The organism is Vibrio sp. LB10LO1 (genome assembly GCF_010092875.1).
Classification (GTDB): Bacteria; Pseudomonadota; Gammaproteobacteria; order Enterobacterales; family Vibrionaceae; genus Vibrio; species Vibrio campbellii.
Map to the genome: position 1 here is coordinate 109,880 of NZ_JAADJW010000004.1, position 23,665 is coordinate 133,544.

Below are 23,665 nucleotides of genomic sequence, written 5' to 3' on the forward strand. Positions count from 1 at the left end.
GGAGGCGTCATGATCGTTTTTAATCAACTCAGTCGCGATTACGCCCTTGGCAGCCAAACCGTACGTGCATTGCGAGACGTGTCTGGTGAAGTGTTTGCGGGCGAAATGGTGGCGCTGTGCGGACCGTCGGGCTCAGGCAAAAGCACCTTACTTAACGTGCTTGGCATGCTGGATACTCAATACCAAGGTCAGGTGACATTTACAGGCAGCCCATACCCAACCGGACAAATGCAAGCGGCGAAAATGCGCCGTGAAAAGCTTGGTTTTGTGTTCCAAAAATTCAATCTTGTCCCCGTGATGACAGCGTTAGAGAACGTGGCGTATCCGTTACACCTCAACGGCTTTTTAAAAGCAGAGCAAACCGAGCTCGCTACGCAAATGCTAGAACACGTTGGCTTGGGCGAATTTATTCATCATATGCCCGATAACTTGTCGGGCGGTCAGCAACAACGTGTGGCAATTGCTCGTGCGTTAGTACACAAACCAGCATTGGTGATTGCTGATGAGCCAACCGCAAGTCTTGATAGTCAAACTGCCAACAAGGTCATCGACATTATGAAAGGACTTGGACACGAGCTTGGTACCACTTTTATTGTCGCTACACACGACCCTCGTATGGCATCCCGCTGTGATCGCACCATTGAATTGGTGGACGGCAAAATCACCCAAACGCACGCAAGTGTGGAGGAGGTTTCATGGGCAAGCTAATTCCAGTTTCCGTTCGCCTTGCTTGGTTGAATCTGCAACGCAATCGCCGCCGCAGTTTGTTGTCGATGGTGATCATCGCCATTGCCGTGTTTGCCTTAACCAGTGCGGGCGGTTTTGGTCTGTACACCTACGACAGCTTGAAAGAGTCGACAGCGCGTGACACGGGGCATCTAACGTTAACCACACCGGGTTACTTCGCTAAAGAAGAAGAGATGCCGCTGAGTAACGGGTTAACTCATGCCGACGACATCACCAAGCAATTGATAGGTTTGAATGAAGTGCGAGGCGTTCAACCACGAGTTGAGTTCAGCGGTTTGATTTCCAACGGCAACAAGTCCTCGATCTTTATCGGCATTGGCGTGAACGAACGCGAATTCGATATGAAAGGACCGTTTTTGGATGTGCGCGAAGGGCAAACACTTTCCAACATTCATGCATCGCGTTATGACCCAGCAGAGCCAGAAGTGATGCTCGGCGTTGATTTGGCGAACAACCTAAGCGTGCACTTTGGCGATTGGATTACCTTGCTGGCGACAACTACCGATGGCGCATTGAATGCGTATGACTTCAAAGTACGTGGCATCTACTCAACCGGCGTGCCTGAGCTTGATAAACGCCAGCTGTACGTACACATCAACAGCGCGCAATCGCTGCTCGGTTCAGACAAAGTCAGCGCGTTGTCGGTCTTTCTGTTCGATACCAGTTTAACTAGCCAAGTCGAGCAACAAGTGGCTTCGGTTCTGAGTAAGCAAAAGAAGAACTTTGGCGATCAAGATATTGAGATTACGCCTTGGCAAGAGCGTGCGTTCTTCTATCTCAAAGTGAAAGGTTTGTACGACCGTATCTTCGGCATCATGGGCGCAGTAATGGCGTTAGTGGTCTTTGTTGCGCTGTTCAACACCATGACCATGTCAGTCACCGAGCGTACACGTGAAATCGGCACATTGTCAGCACTTGGTAGCTACCCTCGTGAAATCATTGCTGGGTTCTTGCGCGAAGCAGGGTTACTTGCGGTGATTGGCAGCTTAATCGGCGCTTTGTTTACTGGGTTAGTTACCGTCTTACTGATGGTAGTGGATGTGCAAATGCCGCCACCGCCAGGACGCACCGAAGGTTATCCATTGACGATTTACTTTTCTTGGGAGCTGGTGGCTGTTGCAGGATTCGCAGTATTGATGATTTGTTTGGTTGCGGCGTTTTTCTCGGCGCGCAAAGGGGTGAACAAGCCAATTACGGAGGCACTGATTTATGTTTAATTTCAAATCACTATTACCAATTGCATTGCTGACGGTAACTGGCGTTGCAAGCATGAATGCCAGTGCTAATGAAACACCGCTAGATGCACAGCAAGTCGCGCAATTGATTGAAAAAGCGGATAGCTACCGCTTGCACGATGATTCCTCCAAAGTGGTGTCTCTGGTGCGCTTATATCAAGACCAAGAGTTAGATAAAACCCGCCTTTACCACGTGTACACGCGTCCAAATCGTGAATCGCTGGTGGTGTTCAAATCAGCAGTCGAAGCTGGGCAAAAGATGCTGATGATGGGCGACAACTACTGGCTGCAAATGCCAAAGAGCCGCCGTCCGATTCGCATTACACCAATGCAGAAGCTGCTTGGTGAAGCGTCTATCGGCGACATCTCAACCCTGACGTGGAGCCAAGATTATCAAGGTGAATGGAAAGCGACAGAAGCTGTTTCGGTGAACGGAGAAAGTGTCGCGGCTTATCACCTTGCGTTAACCGCGAAAACCAAAGGGGCGAGCTATCAGAAGATCGACTTGTGGTTGTCTGAGCAAGATGCGTTTCCAATCAAAGCTGATCTTTACTTGCGCTCGGGCAAACTCGCCAAGCAAGCGCAATACGGACGTGCAAGCGACAACGGTGAAGACTACGTCAGTGAGATGACCTTGCTTGATAGCATTCAGCCGAGCAAAAAGACCGTTATCGAGTACCAAGAAATCGTGCCTTGGCAACTGGACAACAAGTTCTACAACCCAAGCTATCTGCCTAAAGCCAATACGACTCAGCTTTAGCGTGAATTCCGTAAATAGAACCAAGAAAACGAGCAAGGAAGTCACATGAAACCGCACCAGCCTAACCTTACCAAAAGCACCAGTTTGTTGATTGCAGCCTCATTGTGTGTGGGCGCAGCAGTCCCTACTTTTGCCAATGATGAGCTGAGTTTTGAGTGGGATTGGGCTGTCAGTTACGAAACGGCCAAGCAGCGTGATAGCGCATTTATACAAGCGCAGGGCAGTTCTCGTGATTCACTCAATGCGCTACTGGATGTGCAGGTAAACTATCAAAACTTCAGTGGCTTGTTTGCTCTGTACAGCCAAGGTTTGTACCTCAGCCAACGGGGAGAGAGTGAGTGGTGGAGTGAAGCTGATAACCAATTGCTGATTCGAGAGCTTGCTTGGCTAGGGGAGTGGCAAGTCGGTGATACCACACTTGATGTGAGCTTAGGTAAGTTGCGCGTGGATTGGGGCGTGGGTTATGGCTACCGACCATTGGATCTGTTTAAGCCGTATCGACAAAACCCTGTTGGCTTAGTCGCAGAAGAGGGTGCGGGTGTGTTTTCACTTTCACACTATGATATGGCAGGCGAGTGGACGGTGATTGCGACGGATTCAAGCTGGGGGCAACAAGACCAAAGTGCACTTGATCAAGCCGCAGAGCAACGAGGTATTGGTATCCGTCGTTATGCGCTGGTGGGTGACACCGAGTATCAACTTATTGGTTATTACGATGATGTGCGCCGAGGTTTACTTGGCGCCAGTGCCATTGCGGTGTGGGATGAGTCCATCGCCATGCACGGTTCCATGCTGTGGCAAAAGCAAAGTGTCGGCTATCAGTTTCAGCAGGATGATCTTTACCAACCCGTTTCGGTTGAGGACCAGGGCAGCGCATTCCAAGCCTTAATTGGGTTGAATTGGGCAAACCAAGCCGGACACAACGTGATTGCTGAATATTGGTACGACAGCCGTGCATGGTCGAAAGGCGAATGGCAACAAGCAATAGAGCGTGGCGAATTACTCTCTCAGATCCCCGACCATAATGTATCTCTACTTGCGACAAGCTACGCCCAAGGGTTTCAGCATGCCAATATCGTTCAGCATAACGTAATGCTGCACTGGAGTTGGGATGTGGAAGCGTGGGCTGCATGGAACGGTAAAGCGGATATGGGTTGGTTAAGCGATGTAACCCCTACGTTGGATGTGATGCTGTCGCCACAAGATGGCGGTGTGATTGTCACGCAGTGGCTTAATTACCAATGGATTGATACCGGCGATCAAAGTGTAGAAGTGGAAGTTGCCGCACGCTTTTTAACCGGAGACGACCAATCTGCTTACGCACAAATCAATGATAAGCATATGATTGTATTTAACATCAAAGGGAAGTTCTAAATGTGTTCAGCAAAATCAGTGGTGAAAAGTGGATGGCCGCGTAGCTTATTAGTGACCACGGCATTTTGTCTCTTTATCTCAGCAATGACGCTCTCAGTTTGGGGCGGTCCATACTATGTGCATGTGCTGGTAAGCTTTGGATTTGGCTACTCTGCTATCTTCTTCTCATGGTTGATTGACCGTTTGTTTCCAACCATTCCACGTACGATAGAAGTGGTTTGTTCGCTTGTTGCCTGTTTATTGTTTGGGGTGATTAATGCGCAATTTTGGCTCGGAGAGTATTTTGGTATCTCCGATATGATCCCTGTTGGTTTAATGGGATTACTGTTTAGCGGTATGTGTTATTTCTATTTTTACTCGCGCGAGAAAGAGGCGGTTGCTCAGCGAGAGTTGGAAAGCATCAAACGTGAGAAAGCAGAGCAAGACCGCGCATTGTTACTAAGTCAGCTGAAGCAGATGCAAAGTCAGATTGAGCCCCATTTCCTATTTAATACCTTGGCGAACATCAGCGCGCTCATGTCGCAAGATGTTGATAAAGCTAAGCTGATGCTAGAACAGTTAACCGCGTTACTGCGAGCAACGCTAAAAAGCTCACGCGAAGAACACACCACCATCGACGATGAAACTGCGTTAATTGAGGCCTATTTAGGTATTCAACAAATCCGTTTGGGTGAACGACTCAGTTACCAGATTGAGGTGGAAGAGGGTTTAGGCAGAACCGAATTACCGCCGATGATGCTACAACCCTTAATAGAGAACGCTATCATCCATGGCATTGAGCCAAAGCGTGAAGGTGGCGAAGTGAGTTTGCAGATTAAGCGTGAGCAACAGAACTTGCAAATTGAAGTCAGAGACACTGGTGTTGGCCTAAATCACGTTAGCGGCCATATGGGCTCAGGTGTTGGTTTAAGTAACCTCAAGCAGAGAATTGAAGCTTTGTTTTTAGGGAAGGGAGAGGTCTCCATTAGTGAGTCTGCTCAAGGTGGCGTTTGTATTCGCTTGAGTTGGCCAATTGAATCGTGATTAGGGAAAGATATAAATGAATACTGGGTTTACTGCGATTATTGCTGATGATGAACCGTTATTGAGGCGTCATCTAGATAAAAGCCTAGCCGAAGTGTGGCCAGAGCTAGAGGTGATCGCTAAGGTCGCAGATGGCGAACAAGCGTTACAAGCCATAGAGCAAAGCCTACCTGACATTGCGTTTCTCGATATTCGTATGCCAGTTTTGGATGGCATGACATTAGCGCAAAAGCTCAATCGACTCGCGAACCCACCTTTGATTGTATTTGTCACCGCGTACGATGATTACGCCATCAAAGCCTTTGAGCAAAATGCCGCCGACTATCTGCTTAAGCCGATTTCGGATGAGCGCCTCCTGATGACTTGTGAAAGAGTGAAAGCACGCCTTGCCAAGCGAGAACAAGAAAGCAGCAATGTGCAGATGAGCAGCCTGTTAGAACAGTTGCAGCAATTATCCGCGCCACAAACGCCGCAGTATTTACAGTGGATCAAAGCGACGCAAGGGGAAGATATTCATCTGATCGCCACATCTGATGTGTTGTATTTCAAAGCGGAAGAAAAATACGTTTCTGTGTATGCCCAACAAGGACAAGGCAAAGTGCAGGAGTATTTGATTCGCACATCGTTGAAAGAGTTGATAGGGCAGCTTAACCCAGAACAGTTCTGGCAAGTGCACCGTTCAAGCGTGGTGCAAGTATGCAAAATTAACAAAGTAAACAAAGACTTTGCTGGAAGAATGTTTGTGCATGTTGGGGAAAACAAGCTCCCCGTGAGCCGTGCATCCCAAAGTTTGTTTAAAGGGATGTAATCGCTAGAACTGCTCACTCTTTACACTGTAAACTCGCTGCTCATTTGTTTCAGCAACGAAAACAAAAAGCGCCTAAGTCATCAGAGATTAGGCGCTTTTTTCGTTTTATTGCGACGATTTCTCCGAAGAGGCGAATGGGTTTATTCGCTGACTGTCACTTTCTCGATAATGATTGGATCGCATGGCACATCATCGTGACCAAGCTTAGAGGTCGTTTTTACTTTCGCGATGCGATTTACGACATCCATACCCGCGGTCACTTTACCAAACACGGCGTAGCCCCAGCCTAGGTTGGTGGTTGCGGTGTGGTCTAGGAAATCATTGTCTTCCAAGTTAATGAAGAACTGTGCCGTTGCAGAGTGCGGTGCATCGGTACGCGCCATTGCGATAGTGCCAACAAGGTTCTTTAGACCACGGTTTGCTTCGTTCGCGATCGGTGCGCGCGTTGGCTTTTCTGCCATGTCTTTGGTATGACCGCCACCTTGGATCATAAAACCGTCGATAACGCGGTGGAAAATGGTGCCGTTGTAGAAGCCATCTTCACAGTATTTTTTGAAGTTCTTTGAGCTAACTGGTGCTCGTTCTAGGTTCAGTTCAATCTCGATGTCACCGAAATTGGTGGTCATAATAATCATCTGGTTTGCCCTTGTGGGTGCTACGTTGGCGGCATTATATGGACATTAGGTTCCAAAACTAAAGCTTTTGTCATAATTGATAAGGTGAAATCAGGAAAGCGTGTGTAGCTTTATTGGTTCACAATAGTCCACATAACTTTTTGGAGAAGTTCGATAAGCTACTTTTGTTGACACGATACCATTCTTTATTTATGTATTTGTCTGTGTATGCTAAAATACTGACATAGTAGCTCTTAAAGTTGCCCTTAGAGGTTGAATACCTTTTGTCTAAATTACAGACAGAGTACGCCGAAGATGGATTTGGGCGTGTCAGACTAAATAAAAATAATAATAATTTACGATAGGAATTAATCATGAACGCATCTCAAGTACTAGCGGCGTACTGGGATTACAAGTTACCAGTGAACGTCGAAGATATTGCATACAAAATGGGCATTACAATCAACAAAACAAGGGATGATAACCACGGTAGTGCTTATATCGATGAAAATGGTAACAAAGCAATAAATATCGATGACTCTATGCCATATTCCCGCCAGCGCTATGCTATCGCTCATGAAATCGGTCATCATGTCTTGGGGCATGTAATCGATAACGGGGAAAAGTTCTACTACTACGGTCATATAGAGTCTTGTGAAAACGATGCTCATTTATTTGCTCGTCAACTTACAATGGCTAAGCCTGTAATCGATCATATCCTTGGTGCTGCTGATATTAGTTCAGTTGAGCAGATGTCTAGCATTTTTGGAATTGAAGCTAGCAAAATGAGAGTTCGCCTAAAAGAGTTAAAGCTTGTCTGATTGCCTTTCCAGATTATAATAAGCCCCTCATTTTGAGGGGTTTTTTTATGTCTGAAGCAGACGATTTCACTAGAAGTGTTTCTAGTCATGGTATTACGTATGACCTTGGTCAGGAGCCTGATAGTCCGAGTTATTCACCGCCACCACCACCAATTCCGAGTTCACCTATAGAGAACTCCGAAATTGTTGATGTTTCGATACTAAAAACGTTTCAGCAACGACGAAGTGATTTATTTTTATTCGTTTCAGCAGTAGTTTTTATTATTACAATCGCATTTATATGTGCGTTTATGTATTGGACAATTAAGAATTCAAATGCATCTATCGTTGCTTATGGTAAATATCAAACTCAAGTTGCAGAAGTAATTCAAAAGCGTGTTGAGTCTAAGTCTACGGTCCCCAGTGAATTGGCTATGAGTGATGTGCATCAAAGCTCTAAGTTTGCCTCGACTAAGCCTTTACATGGAGTGAACTTGAATTTCTATCAACAAGAGAAGAAAGAAAAGAAGAAAGAAGAGCTTGACAACGCTATGTTGGGGGTAGTTACTAAACTAGGCTTCTACAGTTTAGCGCTTACAGCTTTACAAGCAACAATTGGACTAACGTTGCTGGTTCTGCTTTTAAAATACATATCCTCATACAGGGCTAATATGGAAGATGTTCATGACGCCAATATAGAAAGCCGAGAACATATTGTTAGTTTACTAAATGAAATCCAAACTCCTGTTAAATCAATAGTGGAATCCATAGTTAGTGTAGTAAAAAGGTAACAAAGCGACTCAATGAGTCGCTTTTTTCTTTTCTATTTCCATGGTTAGTTGGGGCATTTACTGATCTAAACCGTAAAGCGACCGACTAAGTCGTACAGCTCGTTGGCTTTGTGGTTAAGGTTGCCACTGCCTGCACGGTTTTGATTCGCAAGGCTTGCCGACTGACTGCTTTGTTGAGAGATCACTTCAATGCGCTGTGAAATCTCTTGCCCAACTTGGCTTTGCTCTTCGGTTGCCGTTGCGATCAAGGTGTTCATGTCCATGATGTTAGCAATTGCGGCTTGGATTTCTTGCAGTGCGGCAGAGGCTGCTCGTGCTTCCTCAACCGTTGCTTCACCACGCGCTTGGCTTGAACCCATGGCTTTCACTGCTGCATCCGAGCCAGACTTCAACTGCTCAATCATTTGGTGAATTTCGCCTGTGCTGTCTTGAGTGCGACTCGCCAGTTTACGAACCTCATCGGCAACGACCGCAAAGCCGCGACCTTGTTCGCCTGCACGTGCTGCTTCAATGGCTGCGTTTAGTGCCAATAGGTTGGTTTGCTCGGCAATATCTTGAATCACTTCTAGCGAAGAAGAAATGTTTTGTACATCGCTCTCTAAACGAGAAATCACCGTGCTGGCTTCTGAAACTTCTAAAGCGAGGGCTTCGACGGAGTTCGCTGCTGAATCAACAATGTGCTTCGCTTGCTGTGAGTTTTCATCGGCATCTTTTGCTGATTGCGCAGCCTGATTAGCGTTGCTTGAAATCTCGTGCGCTGTTGCCGTCATTTCAGTCATTGCCGCAGCGACTTGTTCCGTCTCTTCTCGTTGGCCAGACGCCAGCTCATCCACCTGAGAAGCTCGCTGTGACATGTGATTGGTTTCTGAAACCACTTCTTGCCCTACGTGGCTAACGCTCTTGATGATGCTTTGTAGGCTCTCAACAAAGGTATTGAAGTTGCGGCTAAGCTGGGTGAACTCCGGTACGCTTGATTCTTCCATGCGTGCGGTTAAGTCTGCATCGCCTTGTGCGAAAGAGTGAATCGAAGCGTCAAACTGTTCAATCGGCTTCATGATGCTGCGGTTAACGAACACCGCGAAGATCGCAACGATGGCGGCAATCGAGACACAGAACAGGGCGATTGCAGTCAGTGTGGTATTCAAGGCTTGATGCGCTGAGTCTTCCATGCTCGCGATAATGGCGTCGATATCGTCAGTGTAGAAGCCTGTACCCAGCATCAAATCCCATTCAGGAATAAACACCGAGTAGCTCAGTTTCGGTAGTGCTTCGCTCTGACCGAGTTTCGGGAAGTAATAAGTCGTGAACTCACCGGTTTTGGAATTGTTGAGCAAATCCTGAATCAGGTAATTGCCTTTCTTGTCTTGCAAGTTATAGAAATTTTCTCCGATGCCTTTGGTGTTTTGACCCGTCACAACGCGAACGCCTTTTGAATCGTAGCCAAAGATGTAGCCGGATTGGCCAAACTCCAACTGCTGCAAAATAGGCAATGCTTCTTCTAGTGGGGCGTTTTGAGCGAGCAATGGCTCAATAGCAGAGCGAGCGAGTTGAACGTAGTTTTTGAGCTCAGCTTTTTTCATCTCCATCATTTGACTTCGAGTCTGCTCAATTTCTTGTTCGTTATAGGCCGTGGTTTGCAGATAGGTAAACCACATCATGCCTATTGCCATGGTTAGAATTGGAATTATTGAAAGGATATATAGTCGTTTTCTGATCGTCAGATTCATAGAGACGTCCTTCTCTCGGCGCAGCGTTACAAGTAACAAGCTGAACAAGCTTGCCTGATAAAATCATTAATACTTATTGTTGTAATGCTTAGAGATTAACCGAGTTAATCAATCAGAAGTACTGGAAATTTATAAATCTAGACTAAGGTCGTAGCATTTTAAAGCAGGATCACAATTAACGTGAACACGAATCATTATTGCAGCGAGAAGTGCCCGTTAACCAGTAGGAGACGCGGTAGCGGTTTTTGGCAAATTTAAGGTAAAGCCAATCCGCAACAGGTTTGACAGCGCGCCAACGCAGCGGAGCATACAACCAACCGCGACCGACCAGTTGCCATGCACGATGAGTCACGTCCAACCCAAGCAGCAGCTCTCCCTTATCGTTGAGGGCGTGCAAAATGGTGTTGGCTTGTTCCGGATCGATCTGCGGATAAGCGGCGAACGCTTCGCTGTAGATATCGACGGTTTTAATCTGCTGCTTGGAATCGCGTTGTTTTAGCGCCTTCATCTCTTTGGCGCACAAGGGACAAGTGCCATCGTAAAATACGGTCAGTTTGGTCATGATTGAGCTCATTATTGGCTGTTCTTATCCCTTTTACGCGATTATTTTTCTTTTAGTTCATTGTCTTGCAAGTAATGCAGCCAATTATCACGGATGTTGCCGTAATTGAATTGGCAGAACTCTTTACGATCGCGTAAGTAATCTTTTTCTACCTCATCTAACAAGGCTTTATACCGCTCTGGATTGCTGCCGTAAACCAGACACAGGGTAGAGAAGTAACGCTGTAGATCGAAGCTGTGCTCGTCAATGTACTCGCCAAAATCGTAGTAGTCCGGTCTGTCGTCGGATTCGAATGCGAACATGTCTGCAGCACTGATCGCCACATCGGCACCGTCATCGACGTAATCAATCAACAAAATGGTAGCGAAGTTGTCGACCGCATCTTCTTCCTTGCCTAGTACCGGAATGTTTTGATCGGCAATGTAAGCATGTCCGGCTTCGTGCAATAACGTGTGCAGCAAAGTATCGAGCGCGCCCGTTTTCGGTGATTTACCGTAACGTTCTTGGTATTTATTGTTGGTGAAGTAGTTGAATGATTCCAGATAGAAGGTGTAGGGAATATGGACGGTGTGGGTTTCTGGATCGTAAAGTGGACCGTCTTCGCCACCGTAGGTCAGTGTTAGTGGGTTATCAAACGGAAAGTAATCATCAGAAAGCTGGGCAAAGATGTCGTTCACTTCACTGCTTTCAATCACTTGTGCAGCAAAGCGATCGTCAGCAGTTTCCGCAGGGCGGTATTCGATTTTAATGTTTTCGCTCGCAGACGCTGTGGCAGCAAACAGCAGCAGAGAGACAAAGGCAGAGTGACTTTTCATTTTCGGAATCTTGTTATTTGTTTGGTTTGCTTGAAAATTATACATGCTTTTTATAGTGTGCGCGCTGGAGGGCACATTCATGAATAATCCATTACTATTGCAACCCCGCATCCAATAGGCGTTGTTGGCTGAGAACGCAGCAACAACGCCACGAGAAATCGTTCCGTGGCATACATTTACTCTATTGAGGTAATTGCCATGAAAAAACATTGGTCCAAATTTCAGTACCTGCACCAAGTGGTGCAAAACCAAAACATCCACATCAAAGGCACCCACAGTTATTACAGCGATTGTTGGGATAACGGCTTCGAAGATTCTGTCGTGCGTTATCTGCATGGCGATGAAGTCAGTAAAGCGTGGCAACCGAGGTGGGAAGTCGATCAGCTCTACATCGGTGATTACGTTTGTATCGCGGCTGAAGCGGTGATTTTGATGGGCGGCAACCATAATCACAGGACGGACTGGTTCTGCCTGTATCCGTTTCTTGATGACGTTGAGCAATCTTACCAAGGCAAAGGCGATACCGTGATTGGTGACGCGGCTTGGATTGGTATGCGCGCGATGATCATGCCTGGTGTCAAAATTGGGGAAGGTGCAGTGATCGCGGCAAACAGTGTGGTGACTAGAGATATCCCGCCTTATACCGTGGTGGCAGGATCGCCCGCAAAACCCATCAAGCTTCGCTTTGAGCAAGACACCATCGATAAGCTGCTCGCTTTGCAAATCTACACGTGGGATGAAGATAAGTTTGAGGCGCTTCGCTCTTTCGTCTGTAACAATGATATAGAGCAGTTAATCATTGCAGAAGAAAAGTATAAAAGTGGCGAATAGCACTGAAATGAGGAAAATTTTCAGCGATATGTTATAATCTCGCTCCGTTGTAACGAGAACACTTGTTGCAAGCTTGAGAATTTCCCGGGATTCGGCTCGTTCCAAACACCATGAGTCAGAGTTTTTGAACTACGATGGGATACAAGTAAACCCAGATGTTAGAGCGCCACCTCGGCGTTCTATTCGTTATGACGGGAAGGAACTTTGCTCGATAGTGATGATCACTTTCTGTTTAAGTAAGGGAGCCCGATAGCGGTTCAGAAAGTGTCACTCGACAATACTCACAACACGATATCCACCTTCTGCAAGCAGTCATTTCTGTTTGTATATGAAGAGGATAAGAAGGAGCTTAACAGGCTCCTTTTACATTTTAGGGCTTGCGAATAGCGCGTAAATCAGAACATCGCTTAACGACCGTCCCTTAAACTAGCCTAAGGCGCATTTAACACAACCTTTTGAGTATTTTCGAAAAAATATAGCGAGAAAATTTGCTATTGAGCGAAGGTTAAACTAACACTCAATCATTACGGAGGATGAAGAGAACAATAATAAGAGGCGATATGAATCATTTAATATCTGTAGGTGCACTGGAGTCCTTTTTGGTTGCGATCAGTGTGCTTTTCCTGGGGCATTTCATTAATGCTAAGCTACCGATCTTAAAGAAATTCAACATACCTGAGCCGATTGTCGGGGGCTTAATTGTCGCCTGCATCATTACTGCTCTTCATTTTAACGGCGTCGACTTGGAGTTCGACTTACCGTTGCAGAACACATTTATGCTGATGTTCTTTGCTACTGTTGGTTTGGCTGCAAACTACACTCAGTTGATGAAAGGGGGCGCGAAGGTTTTCATTTTCTTAGCCGTCGCGTCGTTCTACATCATCATTCAAAACGGTGTCGGTGTCTCACTGGCAGCGGCATTGGGTTTAGATCCGCTGATGGGGCTTATCGCTGGTTCGATTACTCTGTCAGGTGGTCACGGCACAGGTGCGGCGTGGTCACAAACTTTCCAAGACGTTTACGGTTTGAATAACGTATTGGAAATCGCGATGGCGTCAGCAACATTCGGTTTGATCATCGGTGGTATCATCGGTAGTCCGGTTGCGCAGCGTCTGGTCGAAAAGAACAACATCGAATCTGAGTATGGTCGTGGTGGTCGAGATGCGAAAACCCACGAGAAATTCCCAGAGTTGGTGACGTATAACGAGTACGAAGAAGACAAAGTTACCGCGAAAAAAGTAGTTGAGAAACTGTTCTTCCTATTGATCTGTGTAACCGGCGCTAAGTACGTAGAACAATGGGTGAGCACTTACGACATCCAATGGTTGATGATTCCAGACTTCGTTTACGCGTTGTTCATCGGTGTGATCATCACTAACTTCTTGGAAGTGACCAAGATTCGTAAGCTCGATGCCGAAACGGTCGACATGTTAGGTACGGTATCGCTGTCTCTGTTCTTAGCGATGGCTTTGATGAGCTTGAAACTATGGAACATCTTCGATCTAGCGATCCCATTCTTGGTGATTCTAGGCGTGCAGTCAGTGATTCTGGCTATCTTCACCTACTACGTAACGTTCAAGGTGATGGGTAGCAACTACGACGCTGCAGTTATTGCTGGTGGTCACTGTGGTTTTGGTTTGGGTGCAACCCCAACAGCGGTAATGAACATGGGTTCAATCGTTAACCGCTTCGGTCCATCACCACAAGCGTTCATGGTTGTGCCGATTGTTGGTGCATTCTTTATCGACATCGTTAACTTGATCATTCTACAGGGCTACATCTCGTTCCTTGGTTAGATTGATAAAAATGCTTATAGAGGCCACAGTTTATCTGTGGCCTTTTTTGTACTTATTGATGATTTGAGCGGATTAAATAAAAAAATATTTTACATTAAGATATTGAATAATAAAGAAATGATAAAATATACCTACCAGTAGGTAGATAAAGTTGTTGACGTAAAAATAATATGATCTTAAAGTAGCAACCACTGACGAGGAGCTGGGTTCCAAACCACCTCCTTTTTTAATAAAAATGCTACCTACTTACTAGTAGGTAGGTAAGTAAGAGAAAGGAAACGTATTATGTTCAACACATCTTCAATTGCACTTATCGTAGGTGGCTCATCAGGTATGGGTAAAGCGACAGCAGAACGACTTCTTAAAGCTGGTGTACCTGTCATGATTCTTTCACACGATAAAAACAACCTCGCTGAAGCAAAACAGGATTTAGAAAGTGTGACCAAAGGTCAGGTAGAGACCGCTCAAGTTGACCTGTATGACCCAAGTGCAGTGAAAAGCTTCATCGAACAATTGAATGCTGAAAAACGTCATATTGGTTACTTGGTTAATGCTGCTGGCTTCTTCAAACCGGTTGATTTCCTTGACCACTCAGAGCGTGATTACGACCTACAACTAGATATGAACCGCGCGTTTTTCTTCATCACTCAGGCCGTGGCGAAAAACATGAAAGAGCACGGTGGCGGTGCGATCGTAAATATCGGTTCTATGTGGGCTCACCAAGCAATTAAAGCAACGCCATCATCAGCGTACTCAATGCAAAAAGCGGGTCTTCATGCTCTGACGAAAAACCTAGCAATCGAACTTGGTGATCACGGCGTACGCGTAAATGCTGTAGCACCAGCTGTTGTGATGTCGACGATTTACAAGTCATTTATCGCGGAAGAAGAAATCGAATCAGCACTACAAGGCTTCAATGACTTCCACCCAATCGGCCGTATCGGTTCAACAGAAGATGTGGCGGACGCGATTGAGTACTTACTGTCAGACAAATCATCTTGGGTAACTGGAACAGTACTTAACGTCGACGGCGGCGTAATGGCTGGCCGTAACTAACCTCACTAAACGTGCAAATTGGGGCCTTTCACTCCATCCCTAAAGGCCCCAATTAAAAATTCAGTAGTAAACACGACATCAAATAATAACAAGGACATATCATGGATAACTCACCACTAAACGGCATTAAACTCGATGACCTAGCAGCTTACACTCAAGTGATCACTGAAGACGCAATGCAGGCGATCTCTGAATACGGCATTGTTGCCGAATGGAAAGGCGGCGTTCACAGTGAAATCCGTACTTTGAATCAAAAGGTTGGCGGAAAAGAAATCGTCAAAGACTTCAGTTTCGAAGTTGGTGAACCAGAAGAGCTATTGGGCAACAATGCATACCCAACACCTCAAGATTACCTATTGGGCGGCATGGCTGGTTGCATGATGGTGGGGTTTGTTGCGGGTGCGAGTGCTCGTGGTATCAAGCTAGACGCTGTGAAACTAACCATCAAAGGTGCCCTGGATTTACGTGGCTTCCTAAATGTGAGCGAAGAAGCGCCGGTTGGCTTTGATGAAATCCAATTTCAATTTGAAGTAAAAGGTGAGGGGACTCAGGCTGATTATGACGAAGTCATTGCGAGCGTACAGCAGTTCTCTCCAAACTACCGCACCATTAGCGATGCGGTGAAAGTTTCAGCTATCGTTGCATAACCAAAACGTTAATCAAAAATCACGCACACTTTTTCACTGCTTTGAGCCTATATTTCGATATAGGCTCTTTTTTATTCAGCAGTACCAAATCTAAATTATTGCGCTGTTACGCAGTCTTTGACCTTCAATCGATTCTTGTTGTCTCGGTTAGCCATCACTTGTTGATGGTCGTCAATCGTGCCAAGGTTTTTCGCCAAACGATCATACAAGACAACATTGACTGTTGCCGCCAAGTTCATGCAGCCATTGGTGGGTACATACACCACGTGATCGGCCTTATCGACAACCTCTTGCGGAAGTGAGCCATCTTCTGGGCCAAAGATATACACCGCGTTTTCTGGGTGTGCAAAAAGAGGCAACGCTGTAGCGCCGACGGCCAACTCAACACACACCACTTTCACGTCTTCAGCAAGGTGAGCAGTGAGGTCGTCCATTTCGACCAAATCGATACGTTCGTGCATGTTCTTGGTGTCGGTTCGGAATTTTGCCGCACGATTATAGCGAGTGCCGTTATAACGAACTTGCGTGGCGTCATAACACCCTGCTGCGCGCATCACCGCGCCCACATTGGTTGGATCTTTAGGGTTATACAGTCCAAGAATGACCGTTGGCTGTGCTGTCATTGCTGTTGTTCTACTTAATGGTTAATGGTTTTAGGATAAGAGCTTTATGTTCGTTGAGCGTGGGATTATGGACTTAACCCGCCAGAAGTACTATCACAATATTTTTTAGAAGTAGAAGTAGAAGTAGAAGTAGAAGTAGAAGTAGAAGTAGAAGTGAGGGACTAGTGGGTTACGGGGAGCAGTAATCTCCCCATAAATGAATGGATAATGCAATTTAACGAGCGGCGAGCTGTTCGATCACACTCTCTGCTGCTTCTAATGCGCCCTCAATAAATCCGCCGAACTCTTTTGCCGATTCCGTTCCCGCAAAGTACATGCCCTGTTGGCTTAATTGCTTCAGTGATGCGTTGAGCCCATAACGCGGGTGATGAGTTGGCATTGTGTGATCCTTTTCAACCGCTGTGTATGCCTCTTTCGACCAGTCCAGCAGTTTTACCTCCGTGACGTTATAGGCCTCAGGGCCAAAGAGTCGCGCTAGTTGCTCAACGGCCATGGTTTTCAATTCGGTAGCGCCTAGTTTCGCGCGAGTTTGAGCATCGTAACCGATAAAACCGAACAGGGCGGCATGACCATTTTCAGCACTGGCGTCATGAATTTCCACCAATGGACCAACTTGGCTGTTTGCGTAACCAGACAATCCGTTTTCACGCCAGAAAGGTCGGTCATAAATGGCGAAGAATTTCGCGTGAGCGGCCATCCAGGTGGGCGTTTTGTCCAGCGCGTTCAACGCCGTTTCTGGAAGGGCAGGCGTAAAGCGGATGTTATTAGCAATCAAACGATGAGGGAGCGCAAAGATGATGTTCTCACTCTCTAAAGTCAACTGCTCTGCTTGGTGGATGACATCGACGCTATAACCTTGAGCTTCATTATGGCTTACTGCGTGTACTTGATGTTCATATTTGATGTTTTCTGGGTTGAGTAACTTTGTCACTCCCGCCACCAATTGCGCCATGCCACCCGATACCCTCATGGATTGAGGAGAAGAAAAGAACTGATTCGAAACTTGACGAATACCAGCCTGCCCGGCTTGTTCGATTAACATATCGCCAGTTTCGTACTGTTCTAAGATAGGCAGCGATAAGTTGTCGACAAGCCTCATGACGCGATGGTTCATGTTGGGCCAAAACCACGATGGACCGAGGTCAAATTGGTCACTTTGACTGTGTGCAGCCAAGCTCGCAGAAGAAATAATTCGACCACCGAGTCTGCTTCTCGCCTCAAGTAGCAAGTAGCTATGCCCTGTTTTCTCTAGATACGCTGCAGTGTAGAGACCGCTTAAACCGCCTCCGATAATAATAAAATCGTATTTCATTGTTTGCCCTTGATGTTAATTATCTACTGATAGGTAGGTTAGGTCTTTTTTGAAAAAGAAACAATACCTATCGGTAGGTAGACAGATTTGTGAGGGCATGCTATCTTTTGCGAAAATGTTTAAGGTGGAAACCACATGAAAGAACTTAGCCCAACGGCTGCAAAGATTGCCGACCTTGCTGAAAGCTACATACAAAGCCGAGGTTTTAATGGTTTTAGCTTTCGCGATATCCAAAATGAACTGGGTATCAAGACCGCGAGTATTCACTACCATTTCAAAACCAAGCAAGACTTGGCGGAAGCGGTGTTTGAACGCTATCTCGCAAACTACGAAGCGGCGTTAATTCAGATCGAGAGCCAACCAAGCAGTGCTAAGGAAAAAATTGAAGCGTTGGCTGATATTTTTATTGGTGTACGCGAGCAAGATAAGCTGTGTTTGTGTGGCATGTACGCTTCTGACTTTTACTCTTTGGCAGATGGTCTAGAAGGGCTGCTGTCGCGCTTTGTACAAACGAATGAGCAATGGCTACAAAAAATCATTGATCAGGGTATAGAAAACGGAGAGTTCGATTTACGAGTGGAATCCGCCCAAGTTGCAAGGCTAATCTTTGTTGCGCTGGAAGGGAGTATGTTACTTTCTCAGTTTAAAGATGCTGATTACATTCGTAGCGTGAAGGCGAGTTGTCTCGCACTCCTTAAACGCTAATATTTTCATAATATTACCCGCGATAAGTGCGGGTATTATTTTAAATCCAATAGCTATCTACTGGTAGGTATGTAATGATTAAAGACAAAAGAGCGCTAGAGATGAACGGCATTGATGCCGCAGGCGCAGAACAATTTGAACGGATTCTCGAAGATACGTTGACCTTTCTTCCCAGTGCAATGAGCGATCTCGATCAGCTGCTACTGCGCTATCCGGACTTTATGATGGGATGGATTTTTAAGGCGTACAGCCATGCGAGTGATGGGCGTCGTTCTACTTTACCCATCGTGGCTAAAATGGCTACACAGGTGGATAAGTTCGCGCAATCGGCAACCAAACGTGAAGCGCTGCACATGCATGCGTTGAAACAGTGGAGCCAAAGCAACCTGAAGGGGGCTCTGGACACGTGGCAACATATTCTGAGTCTTTGGCCTTTGGATATCATTGCCTACCGCCAATTTACAGGGCAAACATTTTGGTTTGGCCAAAAGCAACGGGCACTGCAAGTTTCTTTGCAAGTTTTACCCTACTGGGATGAGCAGACACCAGGATATTGGATGTTTGCCGCCGCTCATGCCTTTGCACTCGAAGAGGCGGGGGAATATGAATTGGCCGAAGCATTTGCGCGCCAGACGTTAGGGTTGAACCATCAAGATCTAATCGCCAAGCATACGATGGCTCATATTTTTGAGATGCAAGGCGAGGCGAAAGAGGGCATCGAGTTCTTGCAAGGTCATGCGAGTACATTTGCGAATCACAATGCCTTTCGAGGTCACCTTTGGTGGCACCTTGCGTTGTTCCATCTTGAGGAAGGTAATATTGATGATGCCTTGGCTTTGTTTGATCAGCACATCTATCCTGCAGAGTCTTCGATATACCTTGATATTCAAAACGCAGCGTCGTTGCTGGCTCGCTTGGAGTTCATGGGAGCTGATGTTGGAGAACGTTGGCATCGATTGAGTGCCGGAGCGCTAGAGATTTCGGCCGACAGCACTATCATGTTTACTGAAATTCACAATGCCATGGTGTTAGCGAAAACCGATCATCATGACCAGTTAGATGCCAATATAACGCAAATTATCAGTTCGCCACTACAAACTCAGGAAGTGGAGTTTATGACAGGCAGCAAGTTGATGCAGGCCATCAAGGCGTACCACAGTTCGAACTACCGTCATTGCATTGAGTTGATCAATCAAGTAAGAGATGTGCACAGCAAGCTTGGGGGAAGTCACGCGCAGCAAGACGTTATCTCACAATACCTGCTGATGGCTCATGCGCATTTACAACAATGGGATGAAGTGGCGTGTCTGTTGAAAAATCGCTATATCGCAAGAGCACAACCGCTGCCAGCAGAGCAGATAAAGCGAAAGTTGGCTCAGTTCGATGAAGTGAAAAACATCGACGCTTTGCTGCCTAGCTTAGTCAAAGTGGTTTAGCGCAAATGCTGCTTGGGTGCGGCAATAAAATGGGGTCGGAAATAAAAAAGCGAGGACAGTACCTCGCTTTTGATGGGTTTGTTTTGCTTGTGCTTGTTAGTTCACAGTACGGCTAAATTTGATGCTAGCTGTCCAAGCAAGTACACCGATGAAGGCGTATATCCCAACGTTCATCCAACCTGCATCTGGAATCGCGCTGAACGGGTTTGGCGCAAGAATCGCGTGCAGTGGTAGATAGAAAATTGCCGAGAAGAAATCATCCAGACCATAGTAGTTGAACATCGCAATCGGCATCCAGCGTAGCGCGTAAATACCAATCAAGATAACCAACAGTGGTGAGTTCACTTTCTGTGAGATTGCCATTGCAGTCAGTGCAAGCGGCAATAACAACACGCCAGCCACCACCATTCGAAGCAAGAATTCAATCCAGTTCAGCAGCACGAAGCCCAATGATGCTTGGCGATACAATAACGCCAACTGGTGGTCTGTTGAAACATTCAACATCCACAGCATAAAGTCGGCAGCGAAAACCAATACCGAACACACTAACGGAATCACCAATAAACCAAACGTCAGCTTCACCAGATGGGTTTTCACGTCACTGACAGGCATACTACGCCAAAACATGATACTGCCCTCTGAGCGCTCTTTACGCAGCGTTCTTGGGAAGTATTGAGTGCCAAGCAAGATAGACAACAAACCAATGCCACCTGTGATCAGCATGTTGACGTCATCGCCGAGCTCTTTGTGGATGTCACTGACATCACCGCCAAAGCTCATTTGGAAGAACATATTGTGTTGCAGTGTCGAGCTGCTCATTAAGCTGACGAACAGCAGCACACCACAGGCAAACATAAATAATGGCACGCGTGTAACCAATGGGTTCTCTAGCCATTCTTTACGCAACATCGCGACAATCGATTTCATTATGCTGCCTCCTTCTGCAATGCCAAGAACAGATCCGCAAGCTTGACGCCATACACATCACCCAGCCCAGCAACTTGCTCTGCGTATTGTGATGACAGCAACCATTTAGTCGTGCCTAAGCCCTTTTGTGATGACAGTGGTTTCAGCACTTCGATTTGTGCGCGATGCTCATCACTGGCATCGAGAATGAAGTAATCTTCGCTGATGCTGTCCATTGAGGTTTGCAGAACAGCTCGGCCGTGTTTAAGGATCAGCACGTCCGTCAGTAGGTGTTCGATTTCCGATACTTCATGGCTCGCGATGATCAGCACACGCTCGCCATCGTGGAACCATTTCAGCAAATGACGGTAGAAGGTATCGCGATAAACCAAATCCAAGCCAAGCGTTGGCTCGTCCAGAATCAGAATCTGTGTATTGGTCGCGATGACGACAGCCAAGTGCAATTGCACCTTCATGCCTTTCGATAAGGATTTGATACGTGCACGCGGCTTGATGTCGGTTTGACGAAGCATGGCATCGGCTTTGCTGCGATTAAAACCTGGGTGTACGCCCTCGGTGTAATCGAGCAGCTGAGCAACCGTCATCCAGTTTGGTAGAACGTTCACATCCGAGATGTAAGACAAGCTCTGCATGATTTTGTCGCGTTGCATGATTGGCTCAAAGCCGTTAATGCGAATGGTGCCCTGATATTCGTGTGCACCGAGTAGGGCGTTAATGAGAGTCGATTTACCCGCACCGTTATGACCTAGCAAGCCAAGCACTTGACCCGCTTGTAGATCAAAGCTCACGTCATGCAGCGCTTCACCCTGCTGACGATATTGCTTGGAGACGTGTTTAACACTGACTAATGCGCTCATTGGTCACCTTTAATATGTGTTTGGATTTGTTGGATAAATTCATCAAGTGACATATCCAGACGTTGTAATGTGTCGGTGATCTGCGGAATTTGTTGTTCAAGGAAACGGGCTTTTTCATCAGCAAGCAGCTGTTTTTTTGCACCTTGGGCGACAAACATGCCTTGCCCACGTTTCTTTTCAACCAATCCTTCATCAACCAATAACTGATAGCCCTTCATGACCGTCAGGTGATTGATCTTCATATCCGCAGAGACACTGCGTACCGAAGGCAAAGCTTCGCCCTCTTGCCAGATGCCTTGCAAAATTTGCTGGGTGATCTGGTCAGCCAACTGACGGAAAATCGGTTGGCGATCATGCCAATGCGTCATGATTGGTTTCCTTGGCTGAGTTGGTGTTATATATATGTATAACACCTTGAGGGTGAGATAGAAAGCGCCAATCTTCTTGAGTTGTTTTCTCAATCCCTTTTGTTGATGACATTTCGCCAAAATTGGCATCGGAGTTTCACGCAAAATTTGCGCGCAATCGCATACGTTTTTGTCCTCAAAAACTGGCAAAAAATTGTTCACTTCTCATAAGTTGAGAAGGGCGATGAAAACGAGAAAATTGCGCGACAAAACTTGGTGAAAAAGTGTGTTTTTTCATTGAGTGAGAATTGGGTGAATATCCGAGCCATTGCTTTCTTATTTAATGAGAATTTAGTGGATTTGGACCCTAGAAAACCACACGTTCAGTAGGCACTCTGACCTGCCTAAATACCGCTCAACCTGCGAGTTGTTACTCAAAGGATGAGAAAAAGGAGGCAAAGAGGTTTTATGAATCAGGTCATTTCTGTCGGTCCACAAGAGTCGTTTCTCGTCGCTATTTGTGTGTTGTTCTTGGGACAATTCGTTAACGCTAAATTACCGATCTTAAAGAAATTCAATATTCCCGAGCCAATCGTGGGTGGTTTGATTGTCGCATGTGCGATCACCGCGATGCATTTCAATGGCGTGGATTTAGTTTTCGATTTACCGCTGCAAAACACTTTCATGTTGATGTTCTTCGCTACCGTTGGCTTAGCTGCGAACTACACCCAGTTGATTAAAGGCGGCGCTAAGGTATTTATCTTCTTAGCTGTAGCATCGGTGTACATTCTTATTCAAAACGCGGTCGGTGTATCTTTGGCAACCGCACTCGGCTTAGACCCGCTAATGGGCTTGATTGCCGGTTCGATTACGCTGTCTGGCGGTCATGGTACGGGCGCAGCATGGTCACAAACCTTCCAAGACATGTACGGTTTGCACAACGTTTTAGAAGTGGCAATGGCATCCGCTACCTTTGGTTTGGTGATTGGTGGCATCATCGGCAGCCCAGTGGCGCAGCGCTTGATTGATAAGCACAACCTTGAATCTGAATACGGACGCACCAACCAAACTCACGAACGTTTCCCTGAATTGGTGACTTACAACGAGCACGAAGAAGACCGCGTAACCGCAAAGAAAGTGGTCGAGAGCTTGTCGATCATCCTGCTGTGTGTCACTGGTGCTGGCTACTTAGAAGGTTGGGTGAGCAGCTTTGGCATCAAATGGTTGATGATTCCGGACTTCGTTTACGCGCTGTTTATCGGTGTAGTGATCACCAACATCATGGAAGTGACCAAAGTTCGCAAAGTGGATGTCGAGACGGTCGATATTCTTGGTACGGTTTCGCTGTCTCTGTTCTTAGCGATGGCGCTAATGAGCCTAAAATTGTGGAACATCTTCGACTTAGCAATCCCGTTCCTCATCATCCTAGCGGTGCAATCGGTGATTCTGGCAGTCTTCGCGTACTACGTAACGTTCCGTGTGATGGGCAGCAACTACGATGCAGCAGTCATCGCAAGTGGTCACTGTGGCTTTGGTTTGGGTGCAACCCCAACCGCAGTGATGAACATGGGCTCTATCGTTAACCGCTTTGGTCCATCACCACAAGCCTTCATGGTGGTGCCTATTGTTGGCGCGTTCTTTATCGACATCGTCAACCTAGTGATTCTGCAGGGCTGTATTTCTTTTATTAAGTAACCTGCCTCGCTCCACAAAACAAAAGCCAGTCCTGTGAGACTGGCTTTTTTGATCGGCTTAGAGCAATAGGCATCAACAATTTAGATTATAGGAATGAGCCATGTCCTTTAAATTCATCAATGACTAATATTCGGTTTGTTGAGGACGTTACTGATGCGAAATCGTCGGACATTTATC

Annotated in this window: 24 protein-coding genes; 15 read left to right on the forward strand and 9 right to left on the reverse strand. The window is 46.3% G+C overall.

Annotation, left to right across the window (positions count from 1 at the left end; genetic code table 11):
• Positions 1-9 precede the first annotated feature (9 nt).
• Genes GXP65_RS04290 through GXP65_RS04315 form a run of 6 tightly spaced genes read left to right on the forward strand, consistent with a single transcriptional unit; the run spans position 10 to position 5,947 of the window.
• A complete protein-coding gene (locus GXP65_RS04290) occupies positions 10-708 on the forward strand; it encodes an ABC transporter ATP-binding protein (RefSeq protein ID WP_162092111.1) in 699 nt (232 codons plus the stop codon).
• Positions 696-1,964 (forward strand): ABC transporter permease, encoded by a 1,269-nt coding sequence (locus tag GXP65_RS04295; protein WP_162092112.1) that lies wholly within the window; start codon positions 696-698, stop codon positions 1,962-1,964. Before GXP65_RS04290 ends, GXP65_RS04295 begins: the two co-directional genes overlap by 13 nt.
• Positions 1,957-2,742 carry an outer membrane lipoprotein-sorting protein gene (locus tag GXP65_RS04300; protein WP_162092113.1) on the forward strand — a complete coding sequence of 262 codons (786 nt, stop codon included), beginning with the start codon at positions 1,957-1,959 and terminating at the stop codon, positions 2,740-2,742. Before GXP65_RS04295 ends, GXP65_RS04300 begins: the two co-directional genes overlap by 8 nt.
• 45 nt (positions 2,743-2,787) lie before the next feature.
• Entirely contained in the window at positions 2,788-4,116 is a 1,329-nt protein-coding gene (locus GXP65_RS04305) for a hypothetical protein (protein WP_162092114.1), read from the forward strand.
• Complete coding sequence (locus tag GXP65_RS04310; protein ID WP_162092115.1) at positions 4,117-5,139, forward strand: sensor histidine kinase; 1,023 nt, start codon at positions 4,117-4,119, stop codon at positions 5,137-5,139.
• A gap of 16 nt (positions 5,140-5,155) precedes the next feature.
• Positions 5,156-5,947 carry a LytTR family DNA-binding domain-containing protein gene (locus GXP65_RS04315; protein WP_162092116.1) on the forward strand — a complete coding sequence of 264 codons (792 nt, stop codon included), beginning with the start codon at positions 5,156-5,158 and terminating at the stop codon, positions 5,945-5,947.
• Between the two features lie 140 nt (positions 5,948-6,087).
• Here the strand turns inward: GXP65_RS04315 and GXP65_RS04320 are convergent, their stop codons facing one another.
• Positions 6,088-6,582, reverse strand: coding sequence for a peptidylprolyl isomerase (locus GXP65_RS04320; RefSeq protein WP_162092117.1), 495 nt, complete (start codon positions 6,580-6,582; stop codon positions 6,088-6,090).
• 353 nt (positions 6,583-6,935) lie between these two features.
• On the opposite strand from GXP65_RS04320, the gene GXP65_RS04325 reads away from it, so the two are divergent.
• Together GXP65_RS04325 and GXP65_RS04330 are read left to right on the forward strand one after the other, a co-directional pair.
• On the forward strand, positions 6,936-7,382 hold the full coding sequence (locus tag GXP65_RS04325; protein WP_162092118.1) for an ImmA/IrrE family metallo-endopeptidase: 447 nt from the start codon (positions 6,936-6,938) through the stop codon (positions 7,380-7,382).
• Positions 7,383-7,429: 47 nt separating this feature from the next.
• Positions 7,430-8,152, forward strand: coding sequence for a hypothetical protein (locus tag GXP65_RS04330; protein ID WP_162092119.1), 723 nt, complete (start codon positions 7,430-7,432; stop codon positions 8,150-8,152).
• 65 nt (positions 8,153-8,217) lie between these two features.
• Here GXP65_RS04330 and GXP65_RS04335 read toward each other — a convergent pair whose 3' ends face one another.
• From GXP65_RS04335 to GXP65_RS04345, 3 genes are all read right to left on the reverse strand, one after another.
• Complete coding sequence (locus GXP65_RS04335; protein ID WP_162092120.1) at positions 8,218-9,879, reverse strand: methyl-accepting chemotaxis protein; 1,662 nt, start codon at positions 9,877-9,879, stop codon at positions 8,218-8,220.
• 175 nt (positions 9,880-10,054) lie between these two features.
• Entirely contained in the window at positions 10,055-10,441 is a 387-nt protein-coding gene (locus GXP65_RS04340) for a DUF393 domain-containing protein (RefSeq protein WP_162092121.1), read from the reverse strand.
• Positions 10,442-10,482: 41 nt separating this feature from the next.
• A complete protein-coding gene (locus tag GXP65_RS04345; RefSeq protein ID WP_162860250.1) occupies positions 10,483-11,256 on the reverse strand; it encodes a DUF4344 domain-containing metallopeptidase in 774 nt (257 codons plus the stop codon).
• A gap of 198 nt (positions 11,257-11,454) precedes the next feature.
• Here GXP65_RS04345 and GXP65_RS04350 point away from each other — a divergent pair, with 198 nt between their 5' ends.
• The 4 genes from GXP65_RS04350 to GXP65_RS04365 all read left to right on the forward strand — a co-directional run bounded on the left by GXP65_RS04350 (position 11,455) and on the right by GXP65_RS04365 (position 15,586).
• A complete protein-coding gene (locus GXP65_RS04350; RefSeq protein ID WP_162092123.1) occupies positions 11,455-12,087 on the forward strand; it encodes a CatB-related O-acetyltransferase in 633 nt (210 codons plus the stop codon).
• A gap of 560 nt (positions 12,088-12,647) precedes the next feature.
• Positions 12,648-13,883 carry a sodium/glutamate symporter gene (gltS, locus tag GXP65_RS04355; RefSeq protein ID WP_005428854.1) on the forward strand — a complete coding sequence of 412 codons (1,236 nt, stop codon included), beginning with the start codon at positions 12,648-12,650 and terminating at the stop codon, positions 13,881-13,883.
• 285 nt (positions 13,884-14,168) lie between these two features.
• Complete coding sequence (locus GXP65_RS04360; protein ID WP_051118038.1) at positions 14,169-14,939, forward strand: SDR family oxidoreductase; 771 nt, start codon at positions 14,169-14,171, stop codon at positions 14,937-14,939.
• A gap of 101 nt (positions 14,940-15,040) precedes the next feature.
• Positions 15,041-15,586: an OsmC family protein gene (locus GXP65_RS04365; protein ID WP_162092124.1), complete on the forward strand. Its 546-nt coding sequence runs from the start codon at positions 15,041-15,043 to the stop codon at positions 15,584-15,586.
• Positions 15,587-15,681: 95 nt separating this feature from the next.
• Here GXP65_RS04365 and GXP65_RS04370 read toward each other — a convergent pair whose 3' ends face one another.
• Both GXP65_RS04370 and GXP65_RS04375 read right to left on the reverse strand, forming a co-directional pair.
• Positions 15,682-16,209, reverse strand: a complete 528-nt coding sequence (locus GXP65_RS04370) for an RNA methyltransferase (RefSeq protein ID WP_162092125.1) — start codon at positions 16,207-16,209, stop codon at positions 15,682-15,684.
• A 214-nt stretch (positions 16,210-16,423) separates the two neighbouring features.
• The gene (locus GXP65_RS04375) at positions 16,424-17,521 is read right to left on the reverse strand and encodes an FAD-dependent oxidoreductase (protein WP_162092126.1); all 1,098 of its coding nucleotides are present in this window, start codon (positions 17,519-17,521) and stop codon (positions 16,424-16,426) included.
• A gap of 135 nt (positions 17,522-17,656) precedes the next feature.
• Between GXP65_RS04375 and GXP65_RS04380 the strand changes: the two genes are divergently transcribed.
• Positions 17,657-18,226 carry a TetR/AcrR family transcriptional regulator gene (locus GXP65_RS04380; protein ID WP_162092127.1) on the forward strand — a complete coding sequence of 190 codons (570 nt, stop codon included), beginning with the start codon at positions 17,657-17,659 and terminating at the stop codon, positions 18,224-18,226.
• A 74-nt stretch (positions 18,227-18,300) separates the two neighbouring features.
• Positions 18,301-19,662: a tetratricopeptide repeat protein gene (locus GXP65_RS04385; RefSeq protein ID WP_162092128.1), complete on the forward strand. Its 1,362-nt coding sequence runs from the start codon at positions 18,301-18,303 to the stop codon at positions 19,660-19,662.
• Between the two features lie 96 nt (positions 19,663-19,758).
• Here the strand turns inward: GXP65_RS04385 and GXP65_RS04390 are convergent, their stop codons facing one another.
• Genes GXP65_RS04390 through GXP65_RS04400 form a run of 3 tightly spaced genes read right to left on the reverse strand, consistent with a single transcriptional unit; the run spans position 19,759 to position 21,814 of the window.
• Positions 19,759-20,589 (reverse strand): hypothetical protein, encoded by an 831-nt coding sequence (locus tag GXP65_RS04390; protein ID WP_061066069.1) that lies wholly within the window; start codon positions 20,587-20,589, stop codon positions 19,759-19,761.
• Positions 20,589-21,446, reverse strand: coding sequence for an ABC transporter ATP-binding protein (locus GXP65_RS04395; RefSeq protein WP_162092129.1), 858 nt, complete (start codon positions 21,444-21,446; stop codon positions 20,589-20,591). The genes GXP65_RS04390 and GXP65_RS04395 overlap by 1 nt, the downstream gene beginning before the upstream one ends.
• The gene (locus GXP65_RS04400) at positions 21,443-21,814 is read right to left on the reverse strand and encodes a GntR family transcriptional regulator (RefSeq protein WP_162092130.1); all 372 of its coding nucleotides are present in this window, start codon (positions 21,812-21,814) and stop codon (positions 21,443-21,445) included. The genes GXP65_RS04395 and GXP65_RS04400 overlap by 4 nt, the downstream gene beginning before the upstream one ends.
• 447 nt (positions 21,815-22,261) lie before the next feature.
• On the opposite strand from GXP65_RS04400, the gene gltS (GXP65_RS04405) reads away from it, so the two are divergent.
• Positions 22,262-23,488, forward strand: a complete 1,227-nt coding sequence (gltS, locus tag GXP65_RS04405; RefSeq protein ID WP_005448891.1) for a sodium/glutamate symporter — start codon at positions 22,262-22,264, stop codon at positions 23,486-23,488.
• Positions 23,489-23,665: the final 177 nt, after the last annotated feature.

What these genes read in the sequence shown, in the direction of transcription:
- GXP65_RS04375 (WP_162092126.1), bottom strand. Translation starts at nt 17,521, where the DNA reads ATGAAATACGATTTTATTATTATCGGAGGCGGTTTAAGCGGTCTCTAC.
- GXP65_RS04390 (WP_061066069.1), bottom strand. Translation starts at nt 20,589, where the DNA reads ATGAAATCGATTGTCGCGATGTTGCGTAAAGAATGGCTAGAGAACCCA.
- GXP65_RS04385 (WP_162092128.1), top strand. Translation starts at nt 18,301, where the DNA reads ATGATTAAAGACAAAAGAGCGCTAGAGATGAACGGCATTGATGCCGCA.
- GXP65_RS04310 (WP_162092115.1), top strand. Translation starts at nt 4,117, where the DNA reads ATGTGTTCAGCAAAATCAGTGGTGAAAAGTGGATGGCCGCGTAGCTTA.
- GXP65_RS04300 (WP_162092113.1), top strand. Translation starts at nt 1,957, where the DNA reads ATGTTTAATTTCAAATCACTATTACCAATTGCATTGCTGACGGTAACT.
- GXP65_RS04320 (WP_162092117.1), bottom strand. Translation starts at nt 6,582, where the DNA reads ATGATTATTATGACCACCAATTTCGGTGACATCGAGATTGAACTGAAC.
- GXP65_RS04365 (WP_162092124.1), top strand. Translation starts at nt 15,041, where the DNA reads ATGGATAACTCACCACTAAACGGCATTAAACTCGATGACCTAGCAGCT.
- GXP65_RS04340 (WP_162092121.1), bottom strand. Translation starts at nt 10,441, where the DNA reads ATGACCAAACTGACCGTATTTTACGATGGCACTTGTCCCTTGTGCGCC.
- GXP65_RS04350 (WP_162092123.1), top strand. Translation starts at nt 11,455, where the DNA reads ATGAAAAAACATTGGTCCAAATTTCAGTACCTGCACCAAGTGGTGCAA.
- GXP65_RS04370 (WP_162092125.1), bottom strand. Translation starts at nt 16,209, where the DNA reads ATGACAGCACAGCCAACGGTCATTCTTGGACTGTATAACCCTAAAGAT.
- GXP65_RS04305 (WP_162092114.1), top strand. Translation starts at nt 2,788, where the DNA reads ATGAAACCGCACCAGCCTAACCTTACCAAAAGCACCAGTTTGTTGATT.
- GXP65_RS04325 (WP_162092118.1), top strand. Translation starts at nt 6,936, where the DNA reads ATGAACGCATCTCAAGTACTAGCGGCGTACTGGGATTACAAGTTACCA.
- GXP65_RS04380 (WP_162092127.1), top strand. Translation starts at nt 17,657, where the DNA reads ATGAAAGAACTTAGCCCAACGGCTGCAAAGATTGCCGACCTTGCTGAA.
- GXP65_RS04290 (WP_162092111.1), top strand. Translation starts at nt 10, where the DNA reads ATGATCGTTTTTAATCAACTCAGTCGCGATTACGCCCTTGGCAGCCAA.
- gltS (WP_005428854.1), top strand. Translation starts at nt 12,648, where the DNA reads ATGAATCATTTAATATCTGTAGGTGCACTGGAGTCCTTTTTGGTTGCG.
- GXP65_RS04395 (WP_162092129.1), bottom strand. Translation starts at nt 21,446, where the DNA reads ATGAGCGCATTAGTCAGTGTTAAACACGTCTCCAAGCAATATCGTCAG.
- GXP65_RS04400 (WP_162092130.1), bottom strand. Translation starts at nt 21,814, where the DNA reads ATGACGCATTGGCATGATCGCCAACCGATTTTCCGTCAGTTGGCTGAC.
- gltS (WP_005448891.1), top strand. Translation starts at nt 22,262, where the DNA reads ATGAATCAGGTCATTTCTGTCGGTCCACAAGAGTCGTTTCTCGTCGCT.
- GXP65_RS04360 (WP_051118038.1), top strand. Translation starts at nt 14,169, where the DNA reads ATGTTCAACACATCTTCAATTGCACTTATCGTAGGTGGCTCATCAGGT.
- GXP65_RS04330 (WP_162092119.1), top strand. Translation starts at nt 7,430, where the DNA reads ATGTCTGAAGCAGACGATTTCACTAGAAGTGTTTCTAGTCATGGTATT.
- GXP65_RS04335 (WP_162092120.1), bottom strand. Translation starts at nt 9,879, where the DNA reads ATGAATCTGACGATCAGAAAACGACTATATATCCTTTCAATAATTCCA.
- GXP65_RS04315 (WP_162092116.1), top strand. Translation starts at nt 5,156, where the DNA reads ATGAATACTGGGTTTACTGCGATTATTGCTGATGATGAACCGTTATTG.
- GXP65_RS04345 (WP_162860250.1), bottom strand. Translation starts at nt 11,256, where the DNA reads ATGAAAAGTCACTCTGCCTTTGTCTCTCTGCTGCTGTTTGCTGCCACA.
- GXP65_RS04295 (WP_162092112.1), top strand. Translation starts at nt 696, where the DNA reads ATGGGCAAGCTAATTCCAGTTTCCGTTCGCCTTGCTTGGTTGAATCTG.